Raw genomic sequence first — 19,892 nt, 5'->3', positions numbered from 1 at the left:
GAGGAGAAAAAATGAAATTGACCGGAAAGCAAACCTGGGTATTTGAAAACCCGTTATTTGTAAATGCGGCGGGGACGGCAGCCGGACCGAAAGAAAAAGACGGCCCGCTCGGTTCGCTGTTTGATAAGACATACGATGAAATGCATTGCAATCAGAAAAACTGGGAAATGGCGGAACGTCAGTTAATGGAAGATGCCATCAACTCCGCTTTGCAAAAACAGAATTTGAAAAAGAGCGATATTGATTTGTTGCTCGCGGGGGATCTTTTAAATCAAAATGTGACCGCCAACTACGTCGCCAGACATCTGAAAATTCCGTTCCTCTGTCTGTTCGGCGCCTGTTCGACATCAATGGAAACGATTGCGGTCGCATCCGCGCTCATTGACGGCGGTTTTGCGAACCGGGCGATCGCAGCCACGAGCAGCCATAACGCGACGGCAGAACGGCAATTCCGCAATCCGACGGAGTATGGCGGGCAAAAACCGGATACCGCCACTTCAACAGTCACGGGGGGCGGGGCGGTCATCATCAGCCAAAACCCTTCTGACATCAAGATTACAAGCGCAACAGTGGGAAAAGTAAGCGACCTCGGAATTACAGACCCGTTCGATATGGGATCGGCCATGGCGCCCGCCGCTGCCGACACAATCAAACAGCACCTGCAGGACTTAAACCGTACGGCGGATGATTATGATCTGATTTTGACGGGTGACCTTTCAGGCGTCGGCTCGCCGATCGTGAAAGATTTGCTCAAAGAAGAAGGCTATCCCGTGGGAACGAAACACGATGACTGCGGTCTTCTCATTTATACGCCGGATCAGCAGGTGTTTGCGGGAGGAAGCGGCTGCGCCTGCTCCGCGCTTGTTACGTACACACATATTTTTAATCAATTAAAAGCAGGGACTCTAAACAGGGTACTCGCTGTCGCGACAGGAGCGCTTTTAAGTCCGACAATGATCCAGCAGAAGGAAACCATTCCGACCATCGCGCACGGTGTGGTATTTGAGCGGGCGGGAGGTGCATCATAAATGGAATATCTGTTGGCTTTTGTTTGCGGGGGAATCATATGCATTATCGGTCAGCTGCTGCTTGACATTTTTAAACTGACACCCGCCCATGTAATGACAACTTTTGTCGTCATCGGCGCCTTGTTGGATGGGTTCGGAATATATGACAAATTTATCGAATTCGCAGGCGCGGGCGCGACGGTTCCCATCGTCAGCTTCGGTCACAGCTTATTGCACGGCGCCATGCATCAAGCTCACGAGCATGGATTTATCGGGATCGCCATGGGGATTTTTGAACTTACTTCCGCCGGTATATCTTCAGCGATTTTATTCGCATTTCTTGTAGCCGTTATTTTTAAACCGAAAGGATAATGCCTGATGACGAAACGGAAGGTCATTCTTGTGACAGACGGGGACGTATACGCCGCCAAAACAATTGAATATGCCGCGGAACAAGCAGGCGGACGGTGTATTTCCCAATCAAAAGGCAATCCGTCAACGAGAAGCGGCCCCGAACTTGTTCAGCTGATTAAAGCCGCGCCGAATGACCCGGTGTTTGTCATGTTTGACGATTCAGGCCTGCAAGGGGAAGGGCCGGGCGAAACGGCGCTGAAATATGTCGCCTCACATCAGGACATTGAAGTGCTGGGGGTGATTGCGGTCGCTTCTAAGACCCATCAGGCTGAATGGACGAAAGTCGATGTCTCCATTGACCGTGATGGAGAAGTGACGGAGTTTGGCGTCGATAAAACCGGAATGAGAGAAATGGACGAGCACAGAATGAACGGAGATACGGTGTATTGTCTGGATAAATTGGACGTTCCCCTCATTGTGGGCATCGGCGACATAGGTAAGATGGGAAGAAAAGATGACATATCCAAAGGCTCGCCGATCACGATGAAGGCGGTCGAATTCATTTTAGAAAGGAGCGAAAGCCATGCCGGAAAAACCGGAAAACATGATCAAGGTGTACCGGGATCCTAGAAAAAATGAACAATTTTTTAAAGACCGCGTCGGTATGGGAACGAGCTATGATGTCGGCGTCCGCAAAGTTCGAGTATTAGACCGGGAAGTCCAGATTTACTTTGTCAACGGATTAACCGATACTTTGTTTATCATTCATTTAATGGAACAGCTCGTCGACGTCAATAATTATGACGAAAATGCGGATGAAGCGATTGACGTTGTTGAAAACAGGCTTGTCAATCAGCAGGTCCAAAAAGTCAAAACGCTCGACGAAGCAACGGATCAAGTGCTTTCCGGACTTGTCGCCGTTATCGTTGAAGGCGCGGGCTTCGCTTTCGTCGTCGACGTCAGAAGTTACCCCGGACGCACACCTGAAGAACCGGATACGGAAAAGGTCGTCCGCGGGGCAAGAGACGGTTTTATCGAAAATATCGTCATTAATACAGCATTGATCAGAAGACGAATCAGGGACGAAAGGCTCCGCGTCAAAATTACGAAAGTCGGCGAGCGCTCTAAGACCGATCTTGCGATTGTGTATATAGAAGACATCGCGGACCCGGACCTTGTCAGCATCGTCGAAAACGAAGTGAATGCGATTGACATTGACGGATTGACGATGGCTGATAAAACGGTGGAGGAATTCATCGTCAAACAGGGCTACAACCCGTTTCCGATGGTCAGATACACGGAGCGGCCGGATGTGGCCGCCAATCACATTTTAGAAGGGCACGTCATCATCGTCGTTGATACGTCACCGAGCGTGATCATAACGCCGACCACGATTTTTCACCATGTTCAGCATGCGGAAGAATACAGGCAGGCGCCTTCAGTGGGAACATTTTTAAGATGGATCAGGTTCTTCGGTATTATCGCTTCAACTGTTCTGCTTCCGATCTGGTTCCTCTTTGTTCTTGAACCGTCTCTTCTGCCTGAAAGATTGGATTTTATCGGTTTAAATAAAAATACGCATATCCCGATCATTCTGCAAATCTTTTTGGCCGATTTGGGGATTGAGTTTCTCAGGATGGCCGCGATCCATACGCCGACCGCTTTATCCACCGCCATGGGTCTGATTGCGGCGGTGCTGATCGGTCAAATCGCCATAGCGGTGGGGCTGTTTTCAGCAGAAGTGATTCTGTACGTATCGATCGCCGCCATCGGATCATTTACCACGCCGAGCTATGAGCTCAGCCTCGCCAATAAAATGATACGCCTCATCTTAATGGTGCTCGTGGCCATTTTCCAAGTGAAAGGCTTTGTGATAGGTTTTACATTGCTGCTGATCATAATGGCGAATATCCGCTCGTTTCATACGCCGTATTTATGGCCGTTTTTACCGTTTAACGGCAAGGCGCTGTGGCAGGTGCTCGTCCGGACGACAGTGCCGGGAGCCAAAGTCAGACCGAGCATTGTTCACCCGAAAGACCGTCAAAGACAGCCAAGCGGTTCATAATCGCATTGAAACCGACAGAAGATTATGATATTGTATGTCTTAACTTATACGGGACTTGTATAAGGACAGCTCAAAAGAAGCTGTCCTTTTCACCCATATGCGGATCAGAAAGAGGGAATGAGCATTGTTCTTACATGGCACAAGCAGACAAAACAAACTAGGTCATTTGGAAATCGGAGGTGTGGACGCGCTGTATTTAGCGGAGCATTACGGCACGCCTCTTTATGTTTACGATGTGGCTTTAATACGTGAGCGCGCTAAAAGCTTTAAACAGGCATTCATTGACGCGGATTTAAAGGCGCAGGTCGCGTACGCGAGCAAGGCGTTTTCTTCCGTTGCGATGATACAGCTCGCTGAGCAGGAGGGGCTCTCATTGGACGTTGTATCCGGCGGAGAGCTGTTTACGGCGGTTGCGGCTGGTTTTCCGGCTGACAGGATTCACTTTCACGGCAATAACAAAAGCGAAGAAGAGTTGAAAATGGCGCTCGATCATCAAATCGGCTGCATTGTCGTTGATAATTTTTATGAAATATCCTTACTCGCGGAACTGTGCCGCAAATCAGGGCGCACAATGGATGTGCTTCTGCGGATCACTCCGGGGGTAGAGGCGCATACGCATGATTATATTACAACGGGACAGGAAGATTCCAAATTCGGTTTTGATCTGCATAACGGGCAAATAGAAAAGGCGATTGAACAAGTATTACAGTCAGACCATATCCGCCTTCTCGGCGTTCACTGCCACATCGGATCGCAAATTTTTGATACGGCGGGCTTTGTGCTGGCCGCAGAAAAAATCTTCGCAAAACTGAATGAATGGAGAGAATCATTCGGCTTTGTCTCTGAAGTGCTGAATTTAGGGGGCGGCTTTGGCATCCGCTACACAGAGGAGGATGAACCCCTTCATCCCGCCGTTTATGTGGAAAAAATTATCGAAGCGGTAAAAGAAAACGCAGCGCTGCACGCTTTTGACATTCCGGAGATCTGGATTGAACCGGGACGCTCGCTCGTCGGAGACGCCGGAACGACGCTTTATACCATCGGTTCGCAAAAAGAAGTGCCCGGCACCCGTAAATATGCAGCGGTTGACGGGGGCATGAGCGATAATATCCGTCCTGCGCTGTATCAGGCGAAATATGAAGCCGTATCGGCAAACAGAATCGGAGAACACCACGACAAAACGGTATCCATCGCGGGCAAGTGCTGTGAAAGCGGTGATATGCTCATTTGGGATATAGATCTTCCGGAAGTGAAAGAAGGCGATCTTCTCGCCGTTTTCTGCACGGGAGCGTACGGATACAGCATGGCTAACAACTACAACCGCATTCCGCGTCCCGCCGTCGTTTTTGTGGAAGACGGCGAAGCGCATCTTGTCATTAGAAGGGAAACTTATGAAGACATTGTAAAACTGGATCTGCCGTTTAAGACGGGGGTCAAACAATAAATAAAAAAGAGACCGGAACAATGGCGTCCGGTCTCTTTTTGCATTCAGCTGTTGTTAGAACTTGATCCGCTGTCTCCTGTAAATACAGACACGATCGCATTCCAAATCGAAGCGAAGAAATCAATGACTTTTTGAACAAAGCTTTTGCCTTCATCGGATTGAATGAACTTCGTGATTTTGTCTTTTGCCTTGTCAAGCTGGCTGCCGACTTGGCCCCAATCAATCTTGGCATTTTTCATTTTATTAAACAATGAAACGAGCTGGTCTTTTTGAGCGTCAGTCAGTGTAATGTTAAGGTTTGAAGCCGCATCATCGACCTTTTTCTCGATTCCTTCTTTTGTATCGGGCACACCGTTTTTCGCGAAATCATCTTTAATGTTTGCGATGAGCGCGGAGGCGTTTTTATCCCCGATTTTATCCCCGAGATCTGATGTCGTAACAAGCTCTTGGTTGGCGACTTGTTTTACATCTTCTGAAATCGCTTTGTCTGATGAGACTTCATATGCCTTGATGATTCCCGTTAATGCTGCGGTGCCTGATACCTCAAACGGCGCCGTCACGTATACTTTTGCATCTTTCACGCCTGCTGTCATCAGGGCGTTTAAGTACATTTCATCCGTGATGGAATCGATATTATGGGTCTTAACGTCAAGCCCGGACCCTTTCTTTGCCACCGTGATGGATGATGAAGAGATGGCTCTTGTGCCGATTTGGGCATTCGATATATATTTTCCCAGATATTCATGTTCTTCTTTATTCGTGACCGTCACTTTTGTCGCGTTATCAGGGACATTTAATTCGTCAAGCACTTTCTGACGGTTTTCGTTTGACAGATCCGCCCCCAGTGTGACGATGACATCTCCGACTGCGGCATCGGCCAGGCTGATTTTCGGTATTGTGCACAATACAACGGCCGCCGCCAGCAATCCAATCCACATTTTTTTCAAAGCGGTTAACCTCCTTCTTTTCACAAATGCCGTTTTGAAGCGGTTTGTGAGGGCCTGCGTGAAGCAGTTCCGATACATAGACGGCTGTGAAGCTGTTCTGGTTTCATTTTCTTTCTGCGGAAGCGGGGAGATTCGTTTTCCGGCTGAAGGTGTGGTATAATAGCCGCGAAAAGAAGAGCAGAGGCCTCTTCCTTCAAAAGAATATCAAAAAGAAAGCCGGCTTACAATTGAAATTCATATTGAAGAAGGCTTTGACAAAAAACAATACGGAAGTAGGAATGAGAATGAAAACTGGTTACATCGAAATGGAAAACGGCAGCAGAATCGAATTTGAACTTTATCCGAATGAAGCGCCTAATACAGTCGCTAACTTTGAAAACCTGGCGAATACGGGCTTTTATGACGGCGTTATTTTCCACCGCGTGATTCCGGGCTTTGTCAGCCAAGGCGGAGATCCGACTGGGACAGGCATGGGCGGAAGCGGAAAAACGATCAAATGTGAAACAGAAGGCAATCCGAATAAGCACGAAGCCGGTTCTTTATCAATGGCGCATGCCGGTAAAGACACGGGTTCAAGCCAATTCTTCATCGTACATGAGCCGCAGCCGCATTTAAACGGCGTTCATACTGTATTCGGAAAAGTGACAAGCGGTTTAGAGCATGCGAAAAACATGTCTAACGGAGACAAAATGAAAGAAATCCGTGTAGAAGGATAATGACGTAAAACCCGCCTTTTTCAGGCGGGTTTTTTTATGTATATGAAAATTCTCATGTGTAAATCATGAAAAAATACATATATGAACATCAGCGATCATTCTGGTATAGTGAAAAAGACCGATTACAACAATGAAAAGAGGTAGAAACGTTGGTTCAATTGGCAACCGTTTTATTTGTCATTATCATTCTCGCACTTATGATTTGGTTCAGGGTGAAAAAGGGAAACAGGCCGATTAAAGGCGGCGGCTTCGGCATCATTCTCCCGCTTTTGATTATCGCCGTCATTTTTACATTCAGCATCAGCCAGCTCATGAATGTCCCGGGAAAGCCGTTTCATTTTCCCGCTCTTTGGGAGCTCGCCATCGCCGGACTGTTAGGCGCGGTATTCGGTGTCATCATGCTGTCGCAAACCGCCTATGAAATCCGGGAAGACGGCTTTGTCTACTCCAAGCGGAATAAAAACTTTAAATATGTCATTATTGCGATTATTGCGATCCGCATCGTGCTCAGCCAATATTTCAAAAACATTGACGCGGCGGAATTCGCCGTTTTAACGATGGAACTTGCTTTTGTGTATTTGTGCATTTGGCGGATCGGAAGCTTCGTGAAATACCGTAAAATCAGCAAATCCGGCTTATAAAATGGAAAAAATGGATGGGGTGCGGGGCTTATTTGCCCTCTGTACAGGGATTCATGGTAAAATAAAAACGACCATGGCTAATGGGAGGAAATCACTTGAAATCAGAAAAAGAAAAAACTTCTAAAAAAAGCGCCGTACTTGATTGGGCGAAAGCCATTATCATCGCTGTCGTTCTGGCACTGCTCATCCGAAACTTTTTATTTGCCCCTTATCTCGTTGATGGAAGATCAATGGATCCGACGCTGCATGACCGCGAGAGAATCTTTGTCAATATGACGGTCAAATACATAAGCGACTTCAAACGCGGCCAGATCGTCGTTCTGAACGGAGAAAATGAACACTATGTCAAACGGATTATCGGACTTCCCGGCGACACGGTGCAAATGAAAAACGATCAGCTGTATATCAACGGCAAAAAAGTGTCCGAACCGTATTTAGCGGCAAACAAGAAAAAAGCGAAGCAAGACGGCTATGACCGGCTGACGGAAGACTTCGGCCCGGTGAAGGTGCCGGACGACAAATATTTCGTCATGGGTGATAACCGCAGAGAATCTATGGACAGCCGCAACGGCCTCGGTCTTTTTACGAAAAAACAAATAGCGGGCACATCAAAATTCGTCTTCTTCCCGTTTAACGAAATTCGCAAGACGAAATAAACCGTACGGGGGCTGGGACAAAACCCACCTCTAAGACGAAAAAAACGGTGAAATTTTACGACGAGTAAACTTTCACCGTTTTTGATTATTTTACAATAAAAAATAAGGACAACTTCTGATAAAATTAAGTTACCATACAAAATCTAATCAGAAAGAAGTGTCCTTATGTTTAAAGATTATACCATGAATCAAATCGTTTTGCCTTTAGATTTAGAAGTAAAGTTACAAAATAATGATATTGCCTACCATGTCCATCATTTAGTGGAAAGTATCCCTCAAGAAGCGTTTGAACCATTTCTTCGAAATGAAGGTTGTCCTGCCTATCATCCACGCATGATGCTTAAAATTATTCTATGTGCCTACACTCAATCTGTCTTTTCAGGGCGTAAAATAGAGGCCCTATTAAAAGACAGTATCCGTATGATGTGGTTAGCTCAAGGGTATGAACCAAGCTACCGTACAATTAACCGATTTCGTGTTCAACCAGTAGTGAAAGATTTAATCCGTCAATGTTTCATCCAATTTCGCTGCCAATTGATTGAAGAAAAACTGATCGATCAAGAAGCGATATTTATCGATGGTACAAAGATTGAAGCGAATGCGAATAAATTTACGTTTGTCTGGAAGAAAGCGATTGAGAAATTTCATCAGCGTTTAATTGATAAGTCAAACCAGTTGTACAATGAGTTGCTTGAGAACGAAATCATACCCCAAATGGAACGGGAAAGTGATGAACAGCTATCATTTGGAGAGCTCACTCAAATGGTTCAAAAAGTAGACGAAGTAGTGACCGAATATGATAAACAAATAGAAGCATCTTCAGACGTTACGGAACGAAAAGCCTTACGAAGGGAACGAAAATACCCGAAACAAGTGCGTAAACAGTTGATTGATTTTATCCTAAGAAAACGGAAGTACCAACAGGATCTTAAAATCTTTGGACCACGTAATAGCTATTCTAAAACAGATCTAGATGCGACATTTATGCGAATGAAAGATGATTATATGAAAAACGGGCAATTGAAAGCTGGTTACAATGTACAAATCGCAACGGAAGGTCAATATGCGCTTGCTTATAGTCTATTTCCAAACCCAACAGATACACGTACGTTAATTCCATTTTTAGATGAGATCGAGCAACATTATTTCGAGTTACCGAAACATATAGTTGCAGATGCAGGTTATGGTAGTGAACAAAACTTTAGTGATATTCTCTCAAACAGAAACCGAGAAGCACTGATAACATATAACATGTTTTTGAAGGAACAAAAGAAAAAGTACAAACAAAATACATTTAATCCTGATAACTGGGTATATGATCAAGAAACCGATACATATACGTGCCCTAATCAGAAACGTTTAGAATTTCAATATCATTCTGTCCGAACGGACGCTACAGGTTTCCAAAGGAGTTTCAAAGTCTACGAGTGCGAAGACTGTTCAGGATGCCCATTCCGTTCATCATGTACCAAGGCAAAAGAAGGAAACAATCGAAAACTAATGGTGAACAAAAAATGGGAACAGCAAAAAGAATATGTGAGAGCGAAGCTTTCAGAAGAGAAAACGAGTGCCATCTATCGAAAACGTAAAACCGATGTGGAACCAGTTTTTGGATTCTTGAAGGCTAATTTGCGTTTCACTCGATTTTCTGTACGAGGAAAATCGAAGGTAGCAAACGAAATGGGTCTCGCATTAATGGCAGTGAATTTAAGAAAATTCACTGCCAACTTCTAAGGTAATAGAAGAATTTATACATAAAAATAAAGAAAGATGAATTTGAGTACCCCCAAATTCACCTTTCTCATTATTTGAAGCTAGTTTTGTCCCAGCCACTTTTTTTATATAAATTAATCTCCCCACCCACAAAAACAGAACATAAATTCGTATATCTATTTAATAGATAGAAAGTTTTACAGATACATGAAACATCTTCCCTTGACGAAACGTTATATGAATAACTCACGCAGGGAAGAACGGTTTTCTATTCATGAAAAAAAGGAATATGACATAGTAATGAATAGATTGATACGGCTGGAGGTAGAAAAATGGGAAGAATTAAAACAAAAGCAGCCATTTTACTTGTACTGCTGCTGTTATTGGCGGGCGGTTTTATGGTCATAAACGATATTGAGCTGAAAGACGTGCCGACGGCTATCGGACAAACCCTGTCTCAGGAAAAAGAAGAATATACAGTGAAAACATATAAAATTACGAAAATAGAAGGAACCGAATACCACGGCACGGCAGCAAACGGCACAAAAATCATTTTTAACGGCGACAAGCTGAAGCAGGATCTCTCCGACGTGAAAAAAGGAGATAAGATTAAAGCGTATTTCAGCAAATCAAACCGGATTGACGGCTTATTGAAGGTTGTTAAAGTAAACGAATAAATAAAGGCGCCTTTTTTGGAAAAAGGGCGCTTTTTATTTTTTCTGAAAAATGAGGTGCAAATTCATTGCGCCTGCCGCAAAGGATGTTATAATAGCGGATAAGGACAAAAAAATATTGATTGTATCCTTCGGGGCTGGGTGAAAATCCCGACCGGCGGTAATAAGGCGTTTTGCGCTTTACAGCCCGTGACCCGTATGCATTTGTATACGGTGGATTCAGTGAAAAGCTGAAGCCGACAGTGAAAGTCTGGATGGGAGAAGGATGAGAGAAGCTATGCAAAAAATAATCATACTGTATAGTCTTATTTCCTATGGATTAAAACTGGCAAAGCCCCGAACTGTGTAAACATTCGGGGCTTTTTTGACGCCAAATTGCATGGAAGAAGGGAGGGATAACGATGGAAGAATATTATATGAATACGGCAATAGAGCTTGCCAGACGCGGTGAAGGGCAGACGCAGTCCAATCCCCTTGTCGGTGCTGTCGTCGTCAAAAACGGCCAGATCGTCGGAATGGGCGCCCATTTGCAATACGGAGAAGCCCATGCGGAAGTGCACGCGATCAATATGGCAGGCAGTCACGCAAAAGACGCAGATATGTATGTGACGCTGGAGCCTTGCAGCCATTACGGAAAAACACCGCCATGCGCCGAACTGATGATAAAGTCGGGGATAAAAAGGGTATTTGTCGCTATGACGGATCCAAATCCGCTAGTCGCCGGAAAAGGCATCAGAATGCTGGAAGCAGCGGGCATCGAAGTGAAAACCGGAATTCTCAGGCAGCAGGCAGAAGAGCTGAATAAAATGTTTCTTCACTTCATGAGGACCGGACTTCCGTATGTCACCTTGAAAGCTGCCGCAAGCCTTGACGGGAAAACAGCGACTGAAACCGGTGACAGCAAATGGATTACTTCAGAGGCGGCAAGGACTGATGCCCAGCAATACAGGAAATCGCATCAAAGCATTCTTGTCGGAGCAGGCACAGTCAAAGCCGATAATCCGAGCCTGACTTGCAGGCTGCCCGATGCGGTCAAGCAGCCGGTCAGAGTCATTCTCGATACAAAGCTGACCATTCCGGAAACGGCAAATGTGGTCACTGACGGCGCCGCGCCGACATGGATATTTACGGCCAAAGACGCTGACGTGCAAAAGAAAGACCGGCTGACCGCACTAGGAATAAAAGTCTTTTCGCTTGAAACAGACCGCATTCACATTCCTGAGGTGCTCAGCATTCTCGCTGAAAACGGCATAATGTCCGTTTATGTGGAAGGCGGCGCATCCGTACACGGAAGTTTTGTCAAGGAAGGCTGTTTCGAGGAGCTTCATTTCTATTTCGCCCCTAAATTAATCGGAGGAACGCTTGCTCCCAGCTTGATCTCCGGTGAAGGTTTTCAATCAATGAAAGATGTCCCCCATTTACAATTCACACAAATCACCCAAATCGGGCCGGATGTAAAACTGACGGCCATACCTAAACGGAAAGGATGGTGACGATGTTTACAGGAATCGTTGAAGAAACAGGCACGATCCAAGCAATCAAAAAGACAGGCCTTTCCATGGCATTAACCATCGCCGCTTCAAAAGTGACAAGCGATGTGAAACTTGGCGACAGCATCGCGGTAAACGGCATCTGCCTGACCGTAACCGGATTTTCTGACAAACAATTTACGGTTGATGTCATGCCGGAAACCGTAAAAGCCACTTCGCTGAACGGCTTGTCAAAAGGCAGCAAAGTCAATCTGGAAAGAGCGATGTCCGCCAACGGACGCTTCGGCGGCCACTTTGTATCCGGGCATGTGGACGGAACGGCGGAAATTACCCGGATTGAGAAAAAAAGCAACACGGTTTATTACGATCTGAAACTTTCGCCTGAATTGACGAAAACGCTCGTCTTGAAAGGTTCAATTACGGTAGACGGCGTGAGCCTGACGATTTTCGGTTTATCAGATGAAAGCGTGACGGTATCCGTTATTCCGCATACCATCTCAGAAACGATTTTTCAGACGAAAACAGTCGGTTCGACCGTAAATATTGAGTGTGACATGATCGGCAAATACTTATACCGCTTTTTGCACAAAACAGAACAAACGAAAAGCAATCAAACGATCACAGAAGCTTTTTTAAGCGAGAACGGCTTTTAGAAAGGAAGATCAATATGTTTCATCCAATAGAAGAGGCGTTAGAGGCGCTGAAAAAAGGGGAAGTCATCATCGTTGTCGATGATGAAGACAGAGAAAACGAAGGAGATTTCGTAGCGCTCGCTGAGCATGCCACACCTGAAGTGGTCAATTTTATGGCGACCCATGGGAGGGGCCTGATCTGCACGCCGCTCTCTGAAGATATTGCCGCCCGGCTGGATCTTCACCCGATGGTCGATCATAATACGGACTCACACGAAACCGCGTTTACGGTCAGCATTGACCACAGACTGACAAAAACAGGAATCAGCGCTCAAGAACGTTCTTTTACGATTCAGGCGCTGTTGAACGAGGAATCTGTGTCTGACGATTTTCAGCGTCCGGGCCACATTTTTCCCTTAATCGCAAAAAAAGGAGGCGTCCTGAAGCGGGCGGGCCACACGGAAGCAGCCGTTGACCTTGCAAAAGCATGCGGCTCTCAAGGAGCGGGCGTCATTTGTGAAATTATGAATGAAGACGGCACAATGGCCAGAGTGCCGGAGTTATCAGAAATCGCCAAACGCCACCGGCTGAAAATGATTACGATAAAAGACTTAATAGAATACCGTTACAACATTACGACACTTGTGAACCGAGAAGTTGACATTACGCTGCCGACTGACTTCGGCACGTTCCGGGTTTACGGATATACAAACGAGGTTGACGGAAAAGAACACCTCGCCTTTGTTATGGGCGATGTCCCGTTTAGCAGCGAACCCGTTCTTGTCAGAGTGCACTCAGAATGCCTGACGGGCGATGTGTTTGCATCCCACCGCTGTGATTGCGGGCCTCAGCTTCATGCCGCGCTTGCGCAAATTGCCGAAGCGGGCCGAGGCGTCTTATTGTATTTGCGTCAGGAAGGAAGAGGAATCGGTTTAATCAATAAGCTGAAAGCGTATCGATTGCAGGAAGAGGGGTATGACACGGTTGAAGCGAACGAAGCGCTCGGCTTTCTGCCTGATCTGCGCAACTACGGCATCGGCGCCCAGATTCTCCGCGACTTAGGGGTTCAGCATATGAAACTTTTAACCAATAACCCCCGGAAAATCGCCGGCCTCGAAGGATACGGTCTCAGCATTTCAGAACGGGTGCCGCTTCAAATGGAAGCGAGTGAGCATAACAAGCAATATTTACAGACCAAAATGAAAAAACTTGGACATCTGCTTCATTTCTAAAAACAAATCTCACAAAAAAGGATGGATAACATATGAATATCATACAAGGAAACCTAGTAGGAACAGGACTTAAAATCGGAATCGTCGTCGGCAGATTTAATGAATTTATTACGAGCAAGCTGTTAAGCGGAGCGGAAGACACGTTGCTTCGCCACGGTGTAGAATCAAACGACATTGACGTCGCTTGGGTGCCGGGAGCGTTTGAAATCCCGTTTGCGGCAAAGAAAATGGCGGAAACGAAAAAATACGATGCCGTCATTACGCTCGGCACGGTTATCAGAGGAGCGACAACGCATTATGACTATGTCTGCAATGAAGCGGCAAAAGGCATTGCCCAGGCGGGAACGGCGACGGGCGTCCCGGTTATCTTCGGCATTGTGACGACTGAAACCATTGAGCAGGCCATCGAACGAGCCGGAACAAAAGCCGGAAATAAGGGAGCGGATTGCGCAGTATCTGCCATTGAAATGGCAAATTTAAACCGTTCATTTGAATAATTTGTTGAAAAGCGTTTAAAACAGCGGCGAAAATGATATAATGTGAGGAAACGGATCGCCTTTATGTATCCGTTTGATAGGACATGAATGGACATTTTGGATATAGAGGGGTTTTTATGTTAATTCGTTATAAAAAATCGTTTGAAAAGATTGCGATGGGTCTTCTGTCATTTATGCCGAATGAAAAAGATCTCAAGCAGCTTCAGCAGACAATAAAGGACTATGAAACGGATACTGGCCGCCAGCTCTTTCTTTGGAAAGAGGATGAAGATATCGTCGGAGCGATCGGAGTCGAAAAAAAGGACTCAGAAGTTGAAATCCGGCATATCAGCGTGAATCCTTCTCACCGCCATCAAGGAATCGGAAAGCAAATGATGGACGCCTTAAAACGTCTGTTCAAAACGGAGGCACTCGTTCCGAATGAATTAACGCAAAGCTTTTTTGAACGCTGTCAACATCAAAAAGATCAGGATATCTCATATAATAACTGACAAATGCTCCCGGAATCTTCACGGTTTCGGGAGCTGTTTTGATATAGAAAAAGCAGGGCTGACCGTCAGCCTCTGCTTTTTTTTCTTCTCTCAAATTCCCGTTCGCGTTCCTTAATGACATCCGTCCTGTCCCGCAGGCGGTGTTTATGAATAAGAAAGGTATCTGATACGCCGTCTTGCCCCCATGTATAGCCCTTTCGGCGGCATTCGGCAAGACATGCTTCTTTCAGGGCTTCATCTGTAATCGGCAGCATAACACTTCTGTAAGGCAGGCCCGCTTCTATATCGTCTGACAGCGTTTCTATCAGCTCAATCAGCTTCGGATGGCTGAGACCGAGAGAACAGACCGCCTGCTTTTCAGACCGGAGAATACGTAAGCTGTTGGCAATCAGCCGTTTCGCCCCGGCTTCATTTCCCCTGCGCTGGTGATACAGAGCGACGGCAAGCTGAATCAGGCCGACCCAATGAATGCTCCGCTTTTCAGCCGGGTTTTCTTTCCAATATTCCTCTAACAGTTCATGACACTCAAAATAATCTCTTGATGCGTGAAATTCGGCCAAAAAGCCGATATAAGCTTTAGGATACAAGCCGCTTCCTCCTTTTATGCTAAAACCAGTGTACCACAGCGCTATGAAAAGGAAAAAAGAGCGGCTTGGTGCCTGAAGCCTGAGGAACTAGCAGATGTAAGATGCTCCTACGACAACGAGCAAAATAAACAGAACGACAATTAATGCAAAACCTCCGCCGAAACAAGCTCCGCTCATGTGAAATCAGCCTCCCTTTGTTTCAAGTTTACACGGCTATCATATGTGCATCCGCCTTTAAAGGTATAGGCGTATATCTTCTTTTTCAGTATTTTCTAAATAACGGAGGACGTGTATAAAAGTATTGGACGAGAGCATTTCGGTGGATTATACTAAAGGGTAGCCAGTTTTTCCGGCAATGAGAGTGATATTGAAAATGGTGAGATAATGGTAGAATATCAAGTGAAAATTGATACGTTTGAAGGCCCATTGGACCTGCTGCTTCATCTGATTAACCGTCTTGAAATCGACATATACGACATACCCGTGGCAACCATTACTGAACAATATTTATTATATGTACATACAATGCAAGAGCTTGAACTTGATGTCGCCAGTGAATATCTGGTCATGGCGGCGACGCTTCTCAGCATTAAAAGCAGAATGCTGCTTCCGAAACAAGAAGAAGAGCTGTTTGAAGACGAAATGCTTGAAGAAGAAGACCCTCGGGACGAGCTGATTGAAAAACTGATTGAGTATAGAAAGTATAAAACCGCTGCGAAGGATTTAAAAGAGCGGGAAGAAGAAAGACAAAAGTCATTTACCAAGCCGCCGAGTGATTTAAGTGAGTATGCAAAAGAAATCAAACAGACCGAGCAGAAGCTGTCGGTGACCGTTTATGACATGATCGGCGCGTTTCAAAAGGTGCTTCAGCGTAAAAAAATCACGCGGCCGAAAGAAACGACCATTACAAGGCAGGAAATACCGATTGAAGACAGAATGAACGAAATCGTAAAAAGCTTAAAAACGGCGGGGAGAAGAATAAACTTCACGGAGCTTTTTCCTTCTCGGCAAAAGGACCATCTCGTCGTGACGTTTTTAGCAGTCCTGGAACTGATGAAAAATCAGCAGATTATCATTGAACAGGAAGAAAACTTTTCAGATATATACATTACGGGGAGTGAATCCATTCATGGCGCTTGATATCGTGAATTGGAAAGCGATTGTGGAAGCCCTGCTGTATGCGGCGGGTGATGAAGGGCTGACCAAAAAGCAATTGGTGACGGTGCTTGAAATAGAAGAAGCGGAACTGGCCGGAATCATGGAAGAAGTGGCCGCTCAGTACAAGGAAGATGACAGGGGCATCGAGCTTACCGAATATGCGGATACGTATATGCTTGGAACGAAAAAAGAATTCGTGCCTTATTTGAAAAAACTAATCGAAGTGCCGTCAAAAGGGCTGTCACAGGCTTCTTTGGAAGTGCTGGCGATCGTTTCGTACAAGCAGCCGATCACACGGGCGGAAATTGAAGACATCCGGGGCGTGAAGTCTGAGCGGATTCTGCACAGCCTCGTGTCAAAAGCGCTGCTGTGTGAGGTGGGCCGCGCCGACGGTCCCGGCCGGGCGATTTTATACGGCACGACACCGGTATTTCTTGAACAATTCGGCTTAAAAACATTGGAGGAGCTCCCGCCGCTTCCTGAAAATGCGGAGGAAGACGTTCTCCAGGAGGAAGCCGATTTATTCTTTGAAAACTTCAACCAAACTTTTGAGGATATTAAATAATAATCGTTTTTCATCATACGATAGTAGGGAAAGGCCATTGATGAATGACGCAAATGACGAAGTAAAAGAGAGGAAGGAAACGGACGGAAATGGGAAATTCGATTGTGAGGGCCCATACTGAAGAAACTGGTGAATTTTTAGCCGAGGTTGTCACGATGGTCAGCAGCTATTTAAATCATACAACATTGCCGGAGATGCGGGCTCAAGGAGAGGCGGATGAGGCATACTGCCGCGACGTGCTCAGTGTGCTGAGGAGGATGACCGTCTTTTGCGAAGGCGCCCAGGAAGCCTGCCGCCGGCTCTTAATGCAGGAGCCGTTTCATGAGGTGAGAGCGGAAAAAACGCTGTATAAAGTGTATCATCAGTGCGTGGAAGAATTTTTCATGCCGAAAAAGGATACATGGTACGAAAACAGCCGCGCCGCTTATACAGGCCAAAGCGCGATTGAATTCTACCAGCAAGTGCCGGATTCGCTGCGGAGCCTTCTGCTTTCGCTCAGCAGTGAATTTCTGCGCATGCGGGAAGAATTGGCGCAATATGAAGCATCAGGCTCAAATATGGCACCAGTCAGATAAAAACTCTTCCTTTTGGGAGAGTTTTTTTATGTGAAAGTGATGCAATTGGTATTCATAAGTCATGGACATGCGCATAAACTTGTACAAACCCACAACAAGGACGTGAGCATTCATGCGCTTTCTCAAAAAAGCTGCCGTATTTCTTTTGACTTTTGTTATTCTTTTTTCCATTGCAGACGGCAATACGGCACATGCCCAAATACATGTCAGCGCAAAAAGCGCGATTATAATCGACGGAGCATCTGGCCGGGTGTTATTCGCCAAGGATGAACATCATAAGCGACGGATTGCAAGCATTACGAAAATCATGACGGCGGTGCTGGCGATTGAATCAGGGAAAATGGAAGAGACCGTGACGGTTTCCCCGAATGCCGTAAAAACGGAAGGTTCAGCCATTTATCTTCAGCCGGGACAAAAAGTAAAGCTGAAAGATCTCGTATACGGGCTTATGCTAAGGTCAGGAAATGACGCCGCTGCGGCAATAGCGGAATATGTCGGCGGAAGCCTTGACGGTTTTGTATTTATGATGAACAAAAAAGCCGAGCAAATCGGGATGGAAAATACAAAATTTCAAAATCCGCACGGGCTGGACGACCATGAAAATTTATATTCAACGGCGTATGACATGGCGCTTTTGACTAAATACGCGATGAAAATCAAGGAATACCGGACCGTTTCAGGCACAAAAGTGTATAAGGCGGAAACGATGGATCGGGTATGGAAAAATAAAAACAAGCTTCTGACCGGGCTCTACCGTTACAGCACAGGCGGAAAAACAGGTTACACAAAAATCGCGAAACGGACGCTCGTCTCGACGGCCTCAAAAGACGGAACGGATCTCATCGCGGTCACCATAAATGATCCGGATGATTGGGATGATCATATGAATATGTTTAATTATGTCTTTGAGCACTATAAAACCTATGTCGTCGCTAAAAAAGGCGGCATCCCGAAGCTGAAAAAGACGTTTTACGGAAAGCGCGCTTTTATTGCCCGGGATGTCAAATATTTGTTAAAAGAGGATGAAATCGACGATGTAAAAATCCGCACAACCTTAATAAAACCGAAAAAAGCCTGGAAAAAGGACGCCTCTCTCATTCCTGATGTCGTCGGCCGAATGACTGTAATGCATGATGGAAAAGTGATCGCCAAGGTCCCCGTCTATTATGAAAACGAGCACCTTAAAAAACCGAAAAAGCATTTCATTGAAACGTTTACGAGCCTGTTTATGAGCGCGGCGGGCGGTTCAGCATGGTCAATTTAATCTGGGTCTGTCTGACGGTAATCGGACTGGTCTTTGCGATGTTTAACGGAACCTTGCAGGATGTGAATGAAGCAGTTTTTAAAGGAGCGAAAGAAGCGGTTACGATTTCGTTCGGATTAATGAGCGTCCTCGTGTTCTGGCTCGGCCTGATGAAAATAGCCGAGCAGTCCGGCCTTTTGGATATATTCAGCAAAATGTGCCGTCCGTTTATCTCTAAGCTGTTTCCTGATATTCCCCCTGATCATCCGGCAATGGGATACATCTTATCAAATCTCATGGCAAACTTTTTCGGATTGGGAAATGCGGCGACGCCCCTCGGCATTAAAGCCATGGAGCAGATGAAAAAGCTGAACGGAGGCAAGTCTGAGGCCAGCCGTTCCATGATTACCTTTTTGGCGGTAAATACTTCGAGCATTACATTGATACCGACAACCGTCATTGCCGTCCGCATGGCTTATTCGGCGAAATCACCGACCGATATCGTCGGACCGACCATCTTAGCGACTTTAATTTCGGGTATCGGCGCGATTTTCATTGACCGCTACTTCTGGTACCGCCGCAAAAGAAAAGGGAGGTAAGCGAATGGAAATGGTGAATTGGCTGTCTTTAGCCATGATTCCGATTATTATCGCCGGTGTATTGATATACGGCACAATCAAAAAAGTGCCGACATATGAATCATTCGTTGAAGGCGGAAAAGAAGGAATTGAGATTGCGTTTTCCATCATTCCGTATTTGGTCGGGATGCTTGTGGCGATAACCGTATTCCGGGCCTCGGGCGCGCTTGATTTTGTCATGGGGCTCTGCAAGCCTTTCTTTACGGCGCTCGGCATTCCCGCAGAGGTCGTGCCGCTTGCTCTGATCCGTCCGATTTCGGGTACGGCGGCGCTCGGCATGACGACGGATTTGATCGCCGTGTACGGGCCTGATTCATTTATCGGCAGACTGGCCTCGGTCATGCAGGGATCGACTGACACGACGCTGTATGTCCTGACTGTGTATTTCGGTGCAGTCGGCATCAAAAAAATGGGGGATGCTTTAAAGGTTGGTCTTCTTGCTGATCTGATCGGGGTGGTTGCATCAATCATCATAGTTACGTTATTATTTGGAAGCGCCTGATTGAGGCGCTTTTTATATATCAGAATAATGCTCCTTGAAAAAGCTTGTTTGTTCAAGGGGAAAAA

At 46.0% G+C, this 19,892-nt stretch carries 24 protein-coding genes and 1 riboswitch; of the genes, 21 read left to right on the top strand and 3 right to left on the bottom strand.

Annotated elements, in window-relative coordinates; all coding sequences use genetic code 11:
* Positions 1-11 precede the first annotated feature (11 nt).
* The 5 genes from spoVAD to lysA all read left to right on the top strand — a co-directional run bounded on the left by spoVAD (position 12) and on the right by lysA (position 4,870).
* On the top strand, positions 12-1,028 hold the full coding sequence (spoVAD, locus tag NYE50_RS12995; protein ID WP_159354333.1) for a stage V sporulation protein AD: 1,017 nt from the start codon (positions 12-14) through the stop codon (positions 1,026-1,028).
* Complete coding sequence (gene spoVAE, locus NYE50_RS12990) at positions 1,029-1,379, top strand: stage V sporulation protein AE (RefSeq protein ID WP_007409415.1); 351 nt, start codon at positions 1,029-1,031, stop codon at positions 1,377-1,379.
* Between the two features lie 3 nt (positions 1,380-1,382).
* Complete coding sequence (locus tag NYE50_RS12985) at positions 1,383-1,991, top strand: stage V sporulation protein AE (RefSeq protein WP_087920769.1); 609 nt, start codon at positions 1,383-1,385, stop codon at positions 1,989-1,991.
* Positions 1,945-3,426: a spore germination protein gene (locus tag NYE50_RS12980; RefSeq protein WP_017418066.1), complete on the top strand. Its 1,482-nt coding sequence runs from the start codon at positions 1,945-1,947 to the stop codon at positions 3,424-3,426. Before NYE50_RS12985 ends, NYE50_RS12980 begins: the two co-directional genes overlap by 47 nt.
* Positions 3,427-3,550: 124 nt before the next feature.
* Positions 3,551-4,870 (top strand): diaminopimelate decarboxylase, encoded by a 1,320-nt coding sequence (lysA, locus tag NYE50_RS12975; protein ID WP_012117893.1) that lies wholly within the window; start codon positions 3,551-3,553, stop codon positions 4,868-4,870.
* Positions 4,871-4,914: 44 nt separating this feature from the next.
* Here lysA and NYE50_RS12970 read toward each other — a convergent pair whose 3' ends face one another.
* Positions 4,915-5,817 (bottom strand): DUF1002 domain-containing protein, encoded by a 903-nt coding sequence (locus tag NYE50_RS12970; protein WP_159354331.1) that lies wholly within the window; start codon positions 5,815-5,817, stop codon positions 4,915-4,917.
* Between the two features lie 284 nt (positions 5,818-6,101).
* On the opposite strand from NYE50_RS12970, the gene NYE50_RS12965 reads away from it, so the two are divergent.
* From NYE50_RS12965 to ribT, 10 genes are all read left to right on the top strand, one after another.
* Positions 6,102-6,533 carry a peptidylprolyl isomerase gene (locus NYE50_RS12965; protein ID WP_224988746.1) on the top strand — a complete coding sequence of 144 codons (432 nt, stop codon included), beginning with the start codon at positions 6,102-6,104 and terminating at the stop codon, positions 6,531-6,533.
* A gap of 149 nt (positions 6,534-6,682) precedes the next feature.
* The gene (locus tag NYE50_RS12960; protein ID WP_061862349.1) at positions 6,683-7,174 is read left to right on the top strand and encodes a CcdC protein domain-containing protein; all 492 of its coding nucleotides are present in this window, start codon (positions 6,683-6,685) and stop codon (positions 7,172-7,174) included.
* A gap of 80 nt (positions 7,175-7,254) precedes the next feature.
* Positions 7,255-7,830: a signal peptidase I gene (lepB, locus tag NYE50_RS12955; RefSeq protein ID WP_014721447.1), complete on the top strand. Its 576-nt coding sequence runs from the start codon at positions 7,255-7,257 to the stop codon at positions 7,828-7,830.
* Between the two features lie 165 nt (positions 7,831-7,995).
* On the top strand, positions 7,996-9,564 hold the full coding sequence (locus tag NYE50_RS12950; protein ID WP_340762868.1) for an IS1182 family transposase: 1,569 nt from the start codon (positions 7,996-7,998) through the stop codon (positions 9,562-9,564).
* Positions 9,565-9,875: 311 nt separating this feature from the next.
* Positions 9,876-10,220 (top strand): hypothetical protein, encoded by a 345-nt coding sequence (locus NYE50_RS12945; protein ID WP_016939146.1) that lies wholly within the window; start codon positions 9,876-9,878, stop codon positions 10,218-10,220.
* Between the two features lie 120 nt (positions 10,221-10,340).
* A riboswitch (FMN riboswitch) is annotated at positions 10,341-10,487 on the top strand.
* Positions 10,488-10,618: 131 nt separating this feature from the next.
* Positions 10,619-11,710, top strand: coding sequence for a bifunctional diaminohydroxyphosphoribosylaminopyrimidine deaminase/5-amino-6-(5-phosphoribosylamino)uracil reductase RibD (gene ribD / locus NYE50_RS12940; protein ID WP_224988073.1), 1,092 nt, complete (start codon positions 10,619-10,621; stop codon positions 11,708-11,710).
* 2 nt (positions 11,711-11,712) lie between these two features.
* Entirely contained in the window at positions 11,713-12,360 is a 648-nt protein-coding gene (ribE, locus tag NYE50_RS12935; RefSeq protein WP_224988075.1) for a riboflavin synthase, read from the top strand.
* Positions 12,361-12,374: 14 nt separating this feature from the next.
* Positions 12,375-13,571: a bifunctional 3,4-dihydroxy-2-butanone-4-phosphate synthase/GTP cyclohydrolase II gene (locus tag NYE50_RS12930; RefSeq protein WP_224988077.1), complete on the top strand. Its 1,197-nt coding sequence runs from the start codon at positions 12,375-12,377 to the stop codon at positions 13,569-13,571.
* A 32-nt stretch (positions 13,572-13,603) separates the two neighbouring features.
* On the top strand, positions 13,604-14,068 hold the full coding sequence (gene ribH, locus NYE50_RS12925) for a 6,7-dimethyl-8-ribityllumazine synthase (RefSeq protein ID WP_003153372.1): 465 nt from the start codon (positions 13,604-13,606) through the stop codon (positions 14,066-14,068).
* 116 nt (positions 14,069-14,184) lie between these two features.
* The gene (gene ribT, locus NYE50_RS12920) at positions 14,185-14,559 is read left to right on the top strand and encodes a GNAT family N-acetyltransferase RibT (RefSeq protein WP_003153373.1); all 375 of its coding nucleotides are present in this window, start codon (positions 14,185-14,187) and stop codon (positions 14,557-14,559) included.
* Positions 14,560-14,624: 65 nt separating this feature from the next.
* Here the strand turns inward: ribT and NYE50_RS12915 are convergent, their stop codons facing one another.
* Positions 14,625-15,146, bottom strand: coding sequence for a DUF309 domain-containing protein (locus tag NYE50_RS12915; RefSeq protein ID WP_072177659.1), 522 nt, complete (start codon positions 15,144-15,146; stop codon positions 14,625-14,627).
* An 87-nt stretch (positions 15,147-15,233) separates the two neighbouring features.
* Positions 15,234-15,323 carry a YjcZ family sporulation protein gene (locus tag NYE50_RS12910; RefSeq protein WP_003153376.1) on the bottom strand — a complete coding sequence of 30 codons (90 nt, stop codon included), beginning with the start codon at positions 15,321-15,323 and terminating at the stop codon, positions 15,234-15,236.
* 207 nt (positions 15,324-15,530) lie between these two features.
* Between NYE50_RS12910 and NYE50_RS12905 the strand changes: the two genes are divergently transcribed.
* From NYE50_RS12905 to NYE50_RS12880, 6 genes are all read left to right on the top strand, one after another.
* Entirely contained in the window at positions 15,531-16,286 is a 756-nt protein-coding gene (locus NYE50_RS12905; protein WP_007409427.1) for a segregation/condensation protein A, read from the top strand.
* Positions 16,276-16,869: an SMC-Scp complex subunit ScpB gene (scpB, locus tag NYE50_RS12900; protein WP_007409428.1), complete on the top strand. Its 594-nt coding sequence runs from the start codon at positions 16,276-16,278 to the stop codon at positions 16,867-16,869. Before NYE50_RS12905 ends, scpB begins: the two co-directional genes overlap by 11 nt.
* Positions 16,870-16,958: 89 nt before the next feature.
* Complete coding sequence (locus tag NYE50_RS12895) at positions 16,959-17,444, top strand: DUF3907 family protein (protein ID WP_017418059.1); 486 nt, start codon at positions 16,959-16,961, stop codon at positions 17,442-17,444.
* Between the two features lie 112 nt (positions 17,445-17,556).
* Entirely contained in the window at positions 17,557-18,708 is a 1,152-nt protein-coding gene (locus NYE50_RS12890) for a D-alanyl-D-alanine carboxypeptidase family protein (protein WP_224988079.1), read from the top strand.
* On the top strand, positions 18,696-19,286 hold the full coding sequence (locus tag NYE50_RS12885) for a nucleoside recognition domain-containing protein (protein ID WP_224988080.1): 591 nt from the start codon (positions 18,696-18,698) through the stop codon (positions 19,284-19,286). The genes NYE50_RS12890 and NYE50_RS12885 overlap by 13 nt, the downstream gene beginning before the upstream one ends.
* Before the next feature lie 4 nt (positions 19,287-19,290).
* Positions 19,291-19,827 (top strand): spore maturation protein, encoded by a 537-nt coding sequence (locus tag NYE50_RS12880; RefSeq protein ID WP_224988082.1) that lies wholly within the window; start codon positions 19,291-19,293, stop codon positions 19,825-19,827.
* Positions 19,828-19,892: the final 65 nt, after the last annotated feature.

This window comes from Bacillus sp. EU55, assembly GCF_038005925.1.
GTDB lineage: Bacteria > Bacillota > Bacilli > Bacillales > Bacillaceae > Bacillus > Bacillus velezensis.
Note: the sequence above shows the minus strand (reverse complement) of the source record. Positions and strands in the feature narration are given on the sequence as shown.

Coding starts and splice junctions, on each gene's coding strand:
- NYE50_RS12885 (WP_224988080.1), top strand. CDS start 18,696: ATGGTCAATTTAATCTGGGTCTGTCTGACGGTAATCGGACTGGTCTTT.
- NYE50_RS12910 (WP_003153376.1), bottom strand. CDS start 15,323: ATGAGCGGAGCTTGTTTCGGCGGAGGTTTTGCATTAATTGTCGTTCTG.
- NYE50_RS12880 (WP_224988082.1), top strand. CDS start 19,291: ATGGAAATGGTGAATTGGCTGTCTTTAGCCATGATTCCGATTATTATC.
- NYE50_RS12905 (WP_007409427.1), top strand. CDS start 15,531: ATGGTAGAATATCAAGTGAAAATTGATACGTTTGAAGGCCCATTGGAC.
- ribE (WP_224988075.1), top strand. CDS start 11,713: ATGTTTACAGGAATCGTTGAAGAAACAGGCACGATCCAAGCAATCAAA.
- NYE50_RS12890 (WP_224988079.1), top strand. CDS start 17,557: ATGCGCTTTCTCAAAAAAGCTGCCGTATTTCTTTTGACTTTTGTTATT.
- ribD (WP_224988073.1), top strand. CDS start 10,619: ATGGAAGAATATTATATGAATACGGCAATAGAGCTTGCCAGACGCGGT.
- ribT (WP_003153373.1), top strand. CDS start 14,185: ATGTTAATTCGTTATAAAAAATCGTTTGAAAAGATTGCGATGGGTCTT.
- spoVAE (WP_007409415.1), top strand. CDS start 1,029: ATGGAATATCTGTTGGCTTTTGTTTGCGGGGGAATCATATGCATTATC.
- scpB (WP_007409428.1), top strand. CDS start 16,276: ATGGCGCTTGATATCGTGAATTGGAAAGCGATTGTGGAAGCCCTGCTG.
- spoVAD (WP_159354333.1), top strand. CDS start 12: ATGAAATTGACCGGAAAGCAAACCTGGGTATTTGAAAACCCGTTATTT.
- lepB (WP_014721447.1), top strand. CDS start 7,255: ATGGGAGGAAATCACTTGAAATCAGAAAAAGAAAAAACTTCTAAAAAA.
- NYE50_RS12980 (WP_017418066.1), top strand. CDS start 1,945: ATGCCGGAAAAACCGGAAAACATGATCAAGGTGTACCGGGATCCTAGA.
- NYE50_RS12965 (WP_224988746.1), top strand. CDS start 6,102: ATGAAAACTGGTTACATCGAAATGGAAAACGGCAGCAGAATCGAATTT.
- NYE50_RS12950 (WP_340762868.1), top strand. CDS start 7,996: ATGTTTAAAGATTATACCATGAATCAAATCGTTTTGCCTTTAGATTTA.
- NYE50_RS12930 (WP_224988077.1), top strand. CDS start 12,375: ATGTTTCATCCAATAGAAGAGGCGTTAGAGGCGCTGAAAAAAGGGGAA.
- NYE50_RS12945 (WP_016939146.1), top strand. CDS start 9,876: ATGGGAAGAATTAAAACAAAAGCAGCCATTTTACTTGTACTGCTGCTG.
- ribH (WP_003153372.1), top strand. CDS start 13,604: ATGAATATCATACAAGGAAACCTAGTAGGAACAGGACTTAAAATCGGA.
- NYE50_RS12895 (WP_017418059.1), top strand. CDS start 16,959: ATGGGAAATTCGATTGTGAGGGCCCATACTGAAGAAACTGGTGAATTT.